The following is an 11,963-nucleotide window of genomic DNA, read 5'->3' on the forward strand; positions in this document are numbered from 1 at the left end:
GGCTCCGCCAGCAACGGGAACCCACCTGCCTCAGCGCATTGGCGTGCTGCCTGACCGGCACCGTCACCCGCGATGACCACCGTTTCCACGCCGGGTGCAAGGACATGGGCATCCGCCGGCGCCCACACGCGGCGACCGGCATCCTCCGGCGTGACGGCCGCGCGAACCTCGCGTACCTGCGACGCACCACGAGGCTGCGGCGAACCGGGCTGGTCCGCCTCGGCCGCCGCCCCCGCACTCCTGACTCCAGTGTCTGCCGCATCCGGTACCAGCGGCTCCCGGAAGGACAGGTTCAGATGGACTGGTCCGGGGTCGCCCGACCGGACTCCGGTCGCCGCCGCCAGCGCTCGGCCAAGCAGGTTCCTGGCGTCGGCGTCCTCCCCGGCCCTGCCGTGCGGCGCCGGAACATCGACGAAGAAGCGGACCGCGTTGCCGAAGATCCGCACCTGGTCAGTGGTCTGGTTGGCGCCGGTACCACGCATCTCGTGTGGACGGTCGGCGGTCAACACCACGAGTGGGACGCCGGAATGGGAGGCTTCAAGCACGGCCGGGTGCAGGTTCGCCACGGCCGTACCGGAGGTGGTCACGATCGCGACGGGCCCGGTAGCCTTCGCCAAGCCAAGCGCCGTGAACGCCGCGACACGCTCGTCGATGCGGACATGAAGTCCAAGCTCTCCGCGTTGCGCGGCGGCCATCACCGCGAACGCCAGCGGTGCGCTGCGCGATCCGGGCGCCAGCACCACATGTCGAACCCGTTGGCGCACCAACTCGGCGACCAGAACATCGGCAACTGCTGTCGAAGGGCTCACGCCGCCCATTCTCCCCCGCGGCCGAGGCGGGACCGCCGAGGATCACTGTGGTGTCCACCCCAGCGATGCTCGGCACTCATTCCCTGTGGATCGCTCCGCGGGCTGCACAGCACTTGTCCACAATCCTCGACGCGAGGCTGCATATCGGGTGCCAATCGCCGCAGGATCGACACCGTGGATCACCCATCAAGCACGCGATGCATTGTCCCGTATCTCCCTGCCGACCTGCCATATCGTTCCAAGCTCGAAGGATTGCTGATGCTCCAGCACGGCGTCGTCCAGCGCTCGCAGGCATTCGCGTGCGGGATGACAGCCGAACAGCTGCGGTGGTTGGATCTGATCGATGACGCGTCCGCGGCCTCCGATGTCGAAGCGTGGATAACCGGGGCATGCCAGCGGCGACGCACCACTCCCGAGCGCATCGCGGCCGCCCTCGGCCAACGTCAGCGGATCCGGTGGCGGCCAGTGGTGCAGGGCATGCTCACCGACGTGTCCTCGGGGGCGCAGTCACCGCTCGAACTACATCATCTTCGCCGAGTCGAGCGTGCACACGGGCTCCCGCGCGGCGCTCGTCAACGGCGAGCCGGACGGAACCGGACGATCTGGATCGACGTCGACTACGACGAGTATCGGGTCCGTATCGAGCTCGATGGTCGCACCGGCCACGTCGAGGATGGCAAGTTCCGCGACCGCCACCGAGACAATGGCGCTGCGGTCGACGGTCGGACAACGCTGCACCGCCGTGAAATGAGTGCCGAGGATCACTGTGGTGTCCACCCCAGCGATGCTCGGCAGTCCTGCCTAGTCGACTCTGCGGAGCCAGGTGAATCCGGTATTGGCACCCTGGCAAGTCTGCAGGATGACGTCGCACTCGTCGCCGCATGTCCAGTTCGAGGCCGACCCGAGCGCGGACCCACGGCCCGGAGCGATCTCTCGGTCGACCACCTCGTAGACGCCGGCCTGCTCGCCTTCGAGCTCCACCATGGTTCCCATCGGCATGGCGTTCCACCACGCGTTGCCGAGGTAGTCGTGCGCGACCACGAACGTGCCGGCACCCACCGGCGTGTAATGGCATGCCGCACCATAGGGCAGGTTGTCGATCTCAGTGTTGGTCGAGCAAGCGCTCACGGGGATCGACTCGACATCGTCGCCGATCACGACTGCGGCGTCGCTCTCAACCTCATCGAACCGGCTGCCGCCGGAGTACACGAAACGGAAGCTGGTACCCACCTCGGCTTCGACCTCGACCTCGGCCTTGCTGTCGGATCCGGTGGTGACCGTCTGCACAGTCTCCCACTCGTCATCGATCTGCTGCTGCAGATCGAGATCTCCCATGATGGCCACGCCGTCCTGCGTGGTCCACGTGGCGATGACCTCGGCTGTGTCGTCGTCGACCGGTGATGCGGTCGCCGTGATCCGCGACTCCAGAGGGTCACCGGAGACCACCGTGACGTCGTTCGATGCAGCCGCGTCCACCGCGTCGCTTCCCCCGTACGCGAGGCGATAGATCCCGGTCTCGTTCACCCTGACGTCAGCGCTGCCCACGCCATCCACAAGGTCGAGTTCGGTCACCGACTCCCATGACTCCCCCTCGACGCGTTGCAGGTCGACCGGGCCGCTGACCTCGCCGCCCTCGGCGGCCGACCAGGATGCCTCGAACGGCACCTCGTCCCAGTCGTCGGCCTCTTCGGGCGCGCTGAGCACCAGCTCGAGCTCGTCGGACGGTTCCTCGGCCTCAGCGTGCAACGCCTCGACCGTCTCAGATTCCGCCGGCGATGGAGGCGCCGTCAGCGGCTTCGACACGCCTGCAGACACTACTTTGGCACGTGCCGGACCGCTGTCGTCCGAACTGCCGCTGGCCCCGCCGAGCAAGAAGAACGCGGACCCGGACGCCAAGACGGCGGCACCGGTACCAGCCAGCAGACGAGACCACATACGTTATATCCTCCATGATCACTCGCCGAGTAGTCCACAACGCTCGGGGGCGTCAATCTTTCAGACGATCCGCGCGATGCGCAGGTTCCACCATTCTTGGACAGATTTATCCGCCGCCGTCGCGGCGAGGCCCTCCGGCGTCGGCTCCGGGCGTCGCACCGGCAGGAAACCATCGACGGCGGTGAGGGGCTCCGTCACGTCGCGCTCGAGCAGACTCGCCGTCGCCAGCCCGCACGCATACGGAAGCTCAGGCAGCGCCGCCGCCAGCGCCACGCCGGCCGCGATGCCGATCGACGTCTCCAGGGCGCTGGAGACCACGACCGGCAGGCCGATCTGCTCCGCGATGCGCAGGCACGCGCGCACCCCGCCCATCGGCTGCACCTTCAGCACGGCGACGTCGGCGGCGTCGAGTCTTGCCACGCGAAGCGGATCCTCAGCTCGCCGGATCGACTCGTCGGCCGCGATCGGTACCGACACCCGGCGGCGTACCTCGGCAAGGTCCTCCACCGACGGGCAGGGCTGCTCGACGTACTCGAGGCCCTGTGCCGCATCGGCGTAGCGCGGCAGGAGCCGGATCGCCGTGTCCACGTCCCAGGCGGCGTTGGCGTCGATTCGGACCCTGCCCATCGGGCCCAGTGCGTCACGCACCGCCTCCAGGCGGGCGAGATCCTCACCCGGGCTCTGACCCGCCGCCGCGACCTTCACCTTCGCCGTCGTACATCCAGGGAACCGGGACAGCACCTCCACCACCTGGCTCGGTGACACCGCCGGAACCGTGGCGTTGACCGGGACCCAGTCGCGCACGGGTTCCGGCCAGCCGTCGTCCGCGGCCTCCCGCGCGGCGCGCCACCACGTCGCCGCCTCGGCATCGCCGTACTCGCGGAACGGCGAGAACTCCGCCCAGCCGGCGTTCCCCTCGATCAGGACGCCCTCGCGGACGTCGATGTCGCGGAATCGGGACCGCAGCGGGATCGCGTAAACGTGCATCGTCACCAAACGTCAGCTGTCGATCACCTTCGGACTGTGTACCCCTGAACGACACGATCATCCACCGTGATCGGACGGTACCGGCGCCGTCGCGGCACACTGCGACGACTTTACCGAAGCAGGAGCCTTCCGGTGGCGGAACCCCGTGGCCGCCGGGTCGTGCCGGTCGCGCCGTACTGTTGGAGTCGTGAGCGACGCCCCCTTCGATGCCAGCCGCTGGCGCCCCGTCCACGGTTTCGACTTCACCGACATCACCTACCACCGTCACGTTGCCGACGGACGTGACCAGGGGACGGTCCGGATCGCGTTCGACCGGCCCGAGGTGCGCAATGCCTTCAGGCCGCACACCGTCGACGAGCTCTACCGGGCGCTCGACCATGCCCGGATGACACCGGATGTGGGGTGCGTGCTGCTGACCGGCAACGGCCCGTCGCCCAAGGACGGCGGGTGGGCGTTCTGTTCAGGCGGGGACCAGCGCATACGGGGCCGGGATGGTTACCGGTACACGACGCCGGAGACCACCGGCCGGGCTGATGCGGCCGAACCGGCCGTTGACGCCGCCACGGCCGGCGGGCTCGACCCGGCCGATGGCGAGCACGGGGGCGAGCGCATCGACCCTGCGCGGGCCGGACGGCTGCACATCCTGGAAGTCCAGCGGCTGATCCGGACCATGCCGAAGGTGGTCATCGCGGTTGTGCCTGGGTGGGCCGCCGGTGGCGGGCACAGCCTCCACGTCGTCTGTGACCTCTCGTTGGCCAGCGCGGAGCACGCCCGGTTCAAGCAGACCGACGCGGACGTGGGGTCATTCGACGGCGGTTACGGATCGGCGTATCTTGCACGCCAGGTGGGGCAGAAGTTCGCACGGGAGATCTTCTTCCTCGGCTCCGAGTACTCCGCCGACGATGCGCATCGGATGGGTATGGTGAACGACGTCGTGCCGCACGTCGACCTGGAGGACAGGGCGCTGGAGTGGGCGGCCAAGATCAACGGCAAGAGCCCCACGGCCCAGCGGATGTTGAAGTTCGCGTTCAACGCCGTCGACGACGGCATGGTGGGGCAGCAGGTGTTCGCGGGCGAGGCGACGCGCCTGGCTTACATGACCGACGAGGCGGTCGAAGGGCGTGACGCGTTCCTGGAGAAGCGGCCACCGGACTGGTCCCGTTTCCCCTGGTACTACTAACGCCGCAGAGCCAACCGACGCATGACGGCGTCCTCACGTTTTTCTGAGTCCTCGCAGACACGTGACCGATCCCGGAAACCCCTTTAAGCTGGTGTGTGCGATGCAGAGATCGATTTCGACGACAACGACGTCGGCGACCCGCACGCTTCGAGCGGTCGAGGTGCCGTTGACCTCTGCTGTCGTGCCGCGGCTCTACCCGGCGATGATGGATGCGCTCGGTGGCGGTCCCGCCCTGCTCCCGGTGCCGAACCATCCAGCACCTGTGCGTGACGAGCTGCTGGACGCGCTGCGTCCTTCGGAGCCGCTGGAGGACACCGACGTCGCGCTGGTCGTTCCCACGTCCGGTTCGACCGGAGAGCCCAAGGGCGTGATGCTCAGCGCCAAGGCCATTCAGTCCTCGGCCGCCGCGACGCTGCGCCGGCTGGGCGGCCCGGGCCGCTGGCTCCTCGCGTTGCCGGCCACGCACGTAGCGGGCCTGATGGTGCTGGCCCGCTCGCTCGTAGCGGAGACCGAGCCGGTCGCGCTGGACCTGTCCGAAGGATTCGACCCCGAGCTGTTCGCCGCCGCCAGTGTCCGGCTGTTCAGCAAGGGTCCGGGGCGCCGGTATACCGCACTGGTCGCCCGTCAGCTCGCTGCCCTGTTGGACGCCGACGAGGCCGCGGCAGCTGCACTGAACGGATACGACGCCGTGCTCGTCGGAGGCTCCGCGATCAGTGAGGAGTTGCTCGAGCGCGCGGAGCGCGCGGGCATCAACCTGGTCACCACCTACGGCGCCACCGAGACCGCAGGCGGATGCATCTACGACGGGGAGCCGCTCGACGACGTCGACGTTGATATCACCGACGACGGCCGGATCCGGCTCCGTGGCCCGATGCTGGCCAGCGGCTATCGGCTGCAGCCCGAGCTGAGCGCCGAGGTCTTCGGGGGCGGCTGGTTCACCACGGCAGACGTCGGACACTTCCGGCCGGATGGGCGGCTCGAGGTCGTCGGCAGGATCGACGACGTGGCCGTCTCCGGCGGTGTGAACGTACCGCTGGCAGCGGTCGACCGCCTCGTCGGAGCGCATCCCGCCGTCCGGGAGGCCTTGGCCGTCGCCCTTCCCGACCCGGACTGGGGACAGCGCGTGGTGGCGGGCGTCGTCGCCGCGGACCCCGCACAACCCCCGCGGCTGGAGTCAGTACGTGAACACGTCACCCGCCGAGCACCTCCCGCTTACGCCCCCAAGGAACTAGTGCTTCTCGAGGCACTCCCCACGCTTCCCAGCGGCAAGCCGGACCGCCGCGCGCTAGCCGCCACCCTGAGCGCACGGAGCGGCGCGCCGGCATAAGGGGTCGCGGTCTCTCAGGCCAGGGCGATGCCTATGTGCGAGTGCCGGGGCGTACTCTCGTATCTGCCACCGGCCCGGTGCATGGTCATGCGTGCTTCGTGAGAGCTGCTCATGGCCATCCACGCATGACCGCCGAAGCGCGCCGGTCACAGGCGCCGCACACGGACGAAGGGAACGCCCGCTCACTCATGGCGACGATCACTCAATGGACGCAGGGAGCCCGTCCCCGAACCTTGCCGGTGGCTGTGACACCGGTTCTGGCCGGGACTGGAGCAGCGGCCGCGGCCGATGGAGCAGTCCTGGGGCGCGCGGCACTCGCCCTCGTCGTCTCCGTCGCTCTGCAGATCGGGGTGAACTTCGCTAACGACTACTCCGACGGGGTGCGAGGCACCGACGACGACCGGGTCGGCCCGTTCCGCCTGGTGGGATCGGGGACAGTTCCGGCATCCGCGGTGAAGGCGGCGGCGTGGCTGTGCTTCGCCGTAGCGGCGGTGACCGGGCTGGTTCTGGTGGTGCTCATCCAGCAATGGTGGCTGCTGGCGGTAGGCGCCGCCGCGATCGCGGCGGCCTGGTACTACACAGGCGGCTCCCGGCCCTACGGGTATCGAGGGATGGGGGAGGTCTCGGTCTTCATCTTCTTCGGCTTAGTGGCCGTGCTGGGCACCATGTACGTGCAGACGGAGGAGATCACGGCGACCGCCGCCGTCACCGCGGTCGCCGTGGGCAGCCCGATCTGTGCCCTGCTGGTGGTCAACAACATCCGCGACGCACCGAAGGACGCCGGGGCCGGCAAACGGACGCTGGCCGTGATCATGGGAGACCGGAGCAGCCGCATTTTCTACGCAGGGTTGATGTCCCTGCCGCTGGTGCTGGTGATCCCGCTGATCGCCATGGCAGGGCCGTGGACCGCACTGGCGCTGCTGGCGACACCGCTCGCCGTGCGTACGACGCAGCCTGTGCTGAGGAACGCCAGCGGTGTGACCCTGATCCCTGCGCTACAGGGCACCAGCCTGACCGGCCTGCTCTTCGCCGTCCTGCTGACCCTCGGCTTGGCAGTCAGCTGACATAGGGCACGCGGCGGCCGAGAAATCGGCGCTCAGCGCTCGCCACCGGCCGCACTCGGGCGATTCTCGTCCGCCGATTCATGCTCGGCCTCGCCCCGCTCTCGCTGCTCTCGCTCGGCGTCGTTCCAGGCATCCTCCGCCTCGGTACGCGACTGCAGCCGCTCCCTGATCGTTGACACCCGGTTGTCCAAGGACGCGGAGACGTCTTCACGACTCCGTCGCAGCACGATGACACTGATGACGCCGGAGACGAACACCGCCGACAGCAGCAGCGGGTACCCGCGGAAGCCGACAAGCCAGAGCAAGGCGGCGATCACCGCGAAGACCAGCAGACGCAGAAGCGTGTATCGCAGAACAGCCATGACATCTTCAGGGTACTAGGCGTACCTCGGGTCCCTATCCGATGCCTTCCCACACCAGCGAAGGACCACGCGTCAACCCACGGGATGACGGGCACGGCAGCGACGTCGGACCACGGCGCGACGCGCAGGCCAAGGGCGCTTCCATAGCGTCGGAGCCATGCCGAACAACGCACTGAGCATATTCGCCCGCCCGTCCGCGACGCCTGCTCGACCAGCCATACCGGGCACGCCGTCCGCAGCCACCGGCAGTCTCGTCGCCACCGATCTGGTCAAGGTCTACGGCGACGGACCCGGCGCGGCACATGCTCTCGCCGGCGTGAGCTTCGCCGTCGGCGCGGGCGAGTCGCTGGCGATCATGGGTCCGTCCGGATCCGGCAAGACCACCCTGCTGCACTGCCTGGCGGGCATCATCACGCCGACCAGCGGGAGCGTGCGCTGGCGCGACGTCGACCTCGCCGCCCTCAGCGACCGTCGCCGTACCGCACTGCGCCGCAGCGACTTCGGGTTCGTCTTCCAGTCAGGGCAGCTCCTGCCGGAGCTTCCAGCCGTCGAGAACGCCGCTCTGCCGCTCATGCTCGCAGGGATGCCGCGCCACACCGCGACTGCACACGCCGCACAGTGGCTTGCTGACCTCGGCCTCGCCGGCATGGAACAGCGACGCCCAGGCGAGCTGTCCGGGGGCCAAGCCCAACGAGTGGCCATCGCGCGGGCACTCGTCGGATCGCCGGGCGTGGTGTTCGCCGACGAGCCGACGGGAGCGCTCGACCAGGCCACCGGCGACGACGTCATCCACACCCTCGTCGGCACGGCTCAGGCGTGCCAGGCTGCCCTCGTCGTCGTCACCCACGACACGAACGTCGCTCGGCACTGCTCGCGGATCATCACCATGCACGACGGCCGCGTCACGGGTGAGCAGTTTGCCAGTGCGACGTCGGAAGGCGAACCGGCCCGATGAGATCCACCCTCTCGCTCTGGTGGCTGCTGCGCAGCCGGACCCGGCACAGCACCGATCCGCAACGGCTGACAAGCGCTCTCTCGATCACGGCGTTCGCGGTGGTGACCGCCGTATTGCTGGTAGTGATCGGCGGTGTGTTCGCTTTCATCGAGCGCGCGGACGCCGCCACGCGGGTGAGCGATTCGTCTCCCATGGCGAACGCGGACCAATACCCGATGCTCGCCGTGATCGCAGCCGGCCTGCTGCTGGTCCCCCTCGTCACACTCGGCGGCGCAGCGGCCCGCTTGGCCGTCGCCCGGCGCGACGCGAGGCTGGCCACCTTGCGGCTCACCGGCGCGACGACAACACAGGTCGCGCACCTTGCCACGCTCGACGCCGCGGCTCAGGCTCTGTTCGGGGCCGTTGCCGGAGCGACCTGCTACGTCGCGCTCATCCCGCTTGTCGCAAGACTCCGTTTTCAGGACCGTACGTTCGGCTACGGCGAGCTCTGGGTGGGCGCACCGTCCATGCTGGCCACGATCGGACTCGTCGTGCTCGTCGCCGTCGCTTCGTCACTGATGAGCCTGCGACGAGTCGCCATCACGCCTCTCGGGGTGACCGCGCGGGTCACGCCCGCCTCGCTACGGACGAGACGGGTCGTGGCTGCCCTCGCCGTCCTGGTGGCGTTCATCGTCGCCAGCAACGTCGGCGGCGACTCCGGCGTCATCGTGGCCGTCCTCGGCGCGCTTCTCATCGCCGGCTTCGCCACCCTGAACACGGTCGGCCCGTACATCATCGGCCGGATCGGCAACCGTACCGCCGCCCGGGCCCGTCACGTCGCGACTCTGCTCGCCGGACGACGGATCGTCGACTCTCCGAAGACGGCCTGGCGCTCCGTCGGCGGTGTGGCGCTGGCCACCTTCATCGCGGGTCTGACCAGCATCACCGCCGCCATCGACGCGTCCGGGACAACTGCCGCCGACCGGGTCTTCGGCTCCGACCTCGCTACCGGAGGTCTGCTCACACTCGGAATCGCCGGCCTCCTCGCCGCTGTGTCCACCGGCGTGACGCAGGCCGGCAGGGTGATCGACCAGCGCCACCAGTACCGGGCGTTGGAGCTGGCCGGCATGGACGTTGCCGTGCTCAACAAGGCCCGCGGACGGGAGACGAGCATCCCACTGTTCGCCGGCGTCGGCATCGCTGCGCTGGCCGCGCTTGCCTTCATGATGCCGGTGCTTGGCCCCAGTGCATTGGCCGACCTCGACGTCGTCGTGCGGTTTCTCGTCTGCGTGGCCGCAGCCATCGCGTTGACGCTGGCTGGCTCAGCGGCATCGAGGCTGGTCGTCCGTTCCGTCCTGGCGTGACGCCGCTGCGTGTCGTCGTCATCTCGCGGGAAGCCGTTAGGTTGGTGCCATGACTATGCGTTTCGGACTCTTCGTACCTCAAGGCTGGCGGCTCGACCTGGTCGGTATCGACCCTGCGGACCAATGGGACGCCATGCTTCGGGTGGCGAAGCACGCCGACTCCGGCTCATGGGAGACGGTGTGGGTGTATGACCATTTTCACACCGTCCCGGCCCCCACCGATGAGGCCACGCATGAGGCATGGACACTCATGGCGGCCCTCGCGGCCGCCACGGATCGGGTCCGGCTCGGGCAGATGTGCACCTGCATGGCTTACCGGAACCCGGCGTACCTCGCCAAGGTCGCCGCGACGGTGGACGCCATCTCCGGTGGGCGCACCGAGATGGGCATCGGCGCCGGTTGGTACGAGCACGAGTGGCGCGCCTACGGCTATGGCTTCCCCAGTGCCGGCGAGCGGCTCGGCATGCTCGACGAAGGCGTGCAGGTCATGCGCCAGCTGTGGACACACGGGAAGGCCAGCCTGGACGGCAAGCACTACACCGTCGACAGCGCAATCTGCCGGCCGCTGCCGCTGCAGGACGGTGGTATCCCGCTCTGGATCGCCGGCGGCGGTGAGAAGGTCACACTGCGCATCGCGGCCAAGCACGCCCGCGGCGGTGACGCGGTCGACGCCCAGAGCTACACCCGATACACCAACTTCGGCAACACGCTCGACGTCTTCCGGCATAAGTCGGAGATCCTGGCACAGCACTGCCGTGACCTCGGCACAGACTTCGACTCCATCACTCGCTCGACGAACCACAACGTCATCATCGGCGAGACGCAGGCCGAGGTCGACGACAAGCTCGCCCAGCTCGCCGACTTCTCCAGCCGGCACGTACCGCCGGACGCCGCTGAGCGCTATCTCAACGCCTACCGGAATAGTCCCACCGTGGGCACCCCAGACCAGGTCGCCTCGGCGCTGCAGCAGTACGACGACGCCGGTATGACCTACTTCATCGGCTACTTCCACGACGCCGCGTACGACCTCAGCAGCATCGAGCTGTTCGAGCGGGAAGTCATGCCGGCGCTGATCTGACAGGCGCGCGGACGTCCGCCGGAGTGCCCGTTGTGGGCACAGGCGGTCGTCTGGCCTAGGCTGGTGGGGAGAAAGGTTGTTGTCCCACGAGGAGGTCCAGCGTGACCCGCGTATTGCCGGTGCTGGTGGCGCTCGTATTGGCGGTCTACGCGCTTATTGACTGCCTGCAGACCGACTCGAGCAAGATCCGGTCGCTGAACAAGGTCGCCTGGCTGGCGATCATCGTCTTGATCCCTGTGGTCGGCCCCATTCTCTGGCTGCTCGTAGCCAAGGTCCGCGAGCCCCGGCCCGGCCCGGTTCAGCGCCCGTCGCCGCCGCAACCGCTGCCCCCGGACGACAATCCCGAGTTCCTTCGTGAGCTGCGCAACCTCGACGATGAGCATGAGAAACTGCTCAGCGAGTGGGAAGAGAGCCTACGTCGCCGCGAGGAAGAGATGCGCGATCAGGAGGACACCGAGCCTGATCAGCACGGTCAGCCGGGCGAGAGCCCTCAGGACGAGGAGCCGGACGACCAGGCCGAGCGGGACAGGGCCGAAGAGGAACTCCGTAAGCAACGAGGCGACAGCACGGGGGATGACGACGGGCGTTAGAGTTCCCGTCACCGGGTCCGGGGCGCTACGGCCGTCTTGTCCGTCCTTGGCCTGTGAGGTCCCTCAAGGCAGACACGTTGCTTGCCGTCGGGCAGCCTCAAGGGACGAGGCCCAAGCCGCCGTTGTCGACGGCGAGCGTGTCCTACAGACCGCCGTAGGAATGCAACCCGTCAAAGAGCATGTTGACGCCGAAGTAGCTGAACATCGCGGTCGCGTAACCGATCAGCGCCACCGTGGAGGCCTTCCTGCCCTTCCAGCCGGCCGTCGCCCTGGCGTGCAGGTACGCGGCATACACCAGCCAGGTGATCAACGCCCACACCTCCTTCGGGTCCC

General features: G+C 68.4%; 13 protein-coding genes. 7 read left to right on the top strand and 6 right to left on the bottom strand.

Annotated elements, in window-relative coordinates; translation table 11 throughout:
- The 4 genes from menD to ELR45_RS09570 form a co-directional block, all read right to left on the bottom strand.
- Nucleotides 1–818, bottom strand: an 818-nt coding sequence (gene menD / locus ELR45_RS37325; RefSeq protein WP_420813855.1) for a 2-succinyl-5-enolpyruvyl-6-hydroxy-3-cyclohexene-1-carboxylic-acid synthase, incomplete at its 3' end; no start/stop codon positions are given.
- A gap of 510 nt (nt 819–1,328) precedes the next feature.
- Nucleotides 1,329–1,586, bottom strand: a complete 258-nt coding sequence (locus ELR45_RS09560) for a hypothetical protein (protein WP_129665441.1) — start codon at nt 1,584–1,586, stop codon at nt 1,329–1,331.
- Nucleotides 1,587–1,610: 24 nt separating this feature from the next.
- Nucleotides 1,611–2,744 carry a hypothetical protein gene (locus tag ELR45_RS09565; RefSeq protein WP_129665443.1) on the bottom strand — a complete coding sequence of 378 codons (1,134 nt, stop codon included), beginning with the start codon at nt 2,742–2,744 and terminating at the stop codon, nt 1,611–1,613.
- A gap of 60 nt (nt 2,745–2,804) precedes the next feature.
- On the bottom strand, nt 2,805–3,731 hold the full coding sequence (locus tag ELR45_RS09570; RefSeq protein WP_205856296.1) for an o-succinylbenzoate synthase: 927 nt from the start codon (nt 3,729–3,731) through the stop codon (nt 2,805–2,807).
- 187 nt (nt 3,732–3,918) lie between these two features.
- Here ELR45_RS09570 and ELR45_RS09575 point away from each other — a divergent pair, with 187 nt between their 5' ends.
- The 3 genes from ELR45_RS09575 (at nt 3,919) to ELR45_RS09585 (ending at nt 7,302) form a co-directional block, all read left to right on the top strand.
- Nucleotides 3,919–4,911 carry a 1,4-dihydroxy-2-naphthoyl-CoA synthase gene (locus ELR45_RS09575; RefSeq protein ID WP_205856297.1) on the top strand — a complete coding sequence of 331 codons (993 nt, stop codon included), beginning with the start codon at nt 3,919–3,921 and terminating at the stop codon, nt 4,909–4,911.
- Between the two features lie 100 nt (nt 4,912–5,011).
- A complete protein-coding gene (gene menE / locus ELR45_RS09580; RefSeq protein ID WP_129665449.1) occupies nt 5,012–6,238 on the top strand; it encodes an o-succinylbenzoate--CoA ligase in 1,227 nt (408 codons plus the stop codon).
- Nucleotides 6,239–6,426: 188 nt separating this feature from the next.
- Nucleotides 6,427–7,302 carry a 1,4-dihydroxy-2-naphthoate polyprenyltransferase gene (locus tag ELR45_RS09585; RefSeq protein ID WP_129665836.1) on the top strand — a complete coding sequence of 292 codons (876 nt, stop codon included), beginning with the start codon at nt 6,427–6,429 and terminating at the stop codon, nt 7,300–7,302.
- A 32-nt stretch (nt 7,303–7,334) separates the two neighbouring features.
- Here ELR45_RS09585 and ELR45_RS09590 read toward each other — a convergent pair whose 3' ends face one another.
- Nucleotides 7,335–7,664 carry a DUF4229 domain-containing protein gene (locus tag ELR45_RS09590; RefSeq protein WP_129665451.1) on the bottom strand — a complete coding sequence of 110 codons (330 nt, stop codon included), beginning with the start codon at nt 7,662–7,664 and terminating at the stop codon, nt 7,335–7,337.
- A 157-nt stretch (nt 7,665–7,821) separates the two neighbouring features.
- Between ELR45_RS09590 and ELR45_RS09595 the strand changes: the two genes are divergently transcribed.
- The 4 genes from ELR45_RS09595 (at nt 7,822) to ELR45_RS09610 (ending at nt 11,630) form a co-directional block, all read left to right on the top strand.
- Nucleotides 7,822–8,619 carry an ABC transporter ATP-binding protein gene (locus ELR45_RS09595; protein WP_129665453.1) on the top strand — a complete coding sequence of 266 codons (798 nt, stop codon included), beginning with the start codon at nt 7,822–7,824 and terminating at the stop codon, nt 8,617–8,619.
- Nucleotides 8,616–9,962, top strand: coding sequence for an FtsX-like permease family protein (locus ELR45_RS09600; protein WP_129665455.1), 1,347 nt, complete (start codon nt 8,616–8,618; stop codon nt 9,960–9,962). Before ELR45_RS09595 ends, ELR45_RS09600 begins: the two co-directional genes overlap by 4 nt.
- 55 nt (nt 9,963–10,017) lie before the next feature.
- Nucleotides 10,018–11,040, top strand: a complete 1,023-nt coding sequence (locus ELR45_RS09605; RefSeq protein ID WP_129665838.1) for a TIGR03560 family F420-dependent LLM class oxidoreductase — start codon at nt 10,018–10,020, stop codon at nt 11,038–11,040.
- Between the two features lie 101 nt (nt 11,041–11,141).
- A complete protein-coding gene (locus tag ELR45_RS09610; protein ID WP_129665457.1) occupies nt 11,142–11,630 on the top strand; it encodes a PLD nuclease N-terminal domain-containing protein in 489 nt (162 codons plus the stop codon).
- A 142-nt stretch (nt 11,631–11,772) separates the two neighbouring features.
- Here ELR45_RS09610 and ccsA read toward each other — a convergent pair.
- Nucleotides 11,773–11,963 (bottom strand): cytochrome c biogenesis protein CcsA (ccsA, locus tag ELR45_RS37330; protein ID WP_205856299.1); only part of this gene is annotated, 191 nt, incomplete at its 5' end.

Origin of the sequence: Phytoactinopolyspora endophytica (assembly GCF_004138495.1) — a bacterium.
Lineage (GTDB): Bacteria > Actinomycetota > Actinomycetes > Jiangellales > Jiangellaceae > Phytoactinopolyspora > Phytoactinopolyspora endophytica.

Coding starts and splice junctions, on each gene's coding strand:
- ELR45_RS09565 (WP_129665443.1), bottom strand. CDS start 2,744: ATGTGGTCTCGTCTGCTGGCTGGTACCGGTGCCGCCGTCTTGGCGTCC.
- ELR45_RS09570 (WP_205856296.1), bottom strand. CDS start 3,731: ATGCACGTTTACGCGATCCCGCTGCGGTCCCGATTCCGCGACATCGAC.
- menE (WP_129665449.1), top strand. CDS start 5,012: ATGCAGAGATCGATTTCGACGACAACGACGTCGGCGACCCGCACGCTT.
- ELR45_RS09585 (WP_129665836.1), top strand. CDS start 6,427: ATGGCGACGATCACTCAATGGACGCAGGGAGCCCGTCCCCGAACCTTG.
- ELR45_RS09590 (WP_129665451.1), bottom strand. CDS start 7,664: ATGGCTGTTCTGCGATACACGCTTCTGCGTCTGCTGGTCTTCGCGGTG.
- ELR45_RS09595 (WP_129665453.1), top strand. CDS start 7,822: ATGCCGAACAACGCACTGAGCATATTCGCCCGCCCGTCCGCGACGCCT.
- ELR45_RS09600 (WP_129665455.1), top strand. CDS start 8,616: ATGAGATCCACCCTCTCGCTCTGGTGGCTGCTGCGCAGCCGGACCCGG.
- ELR45_RS09605 (WP_129665838.1), top strand. CDS start 10,018: ATGCGTTTCGGACTCTTCGTACCTCAAGGCTGGCGGCTCGACCTGGTC.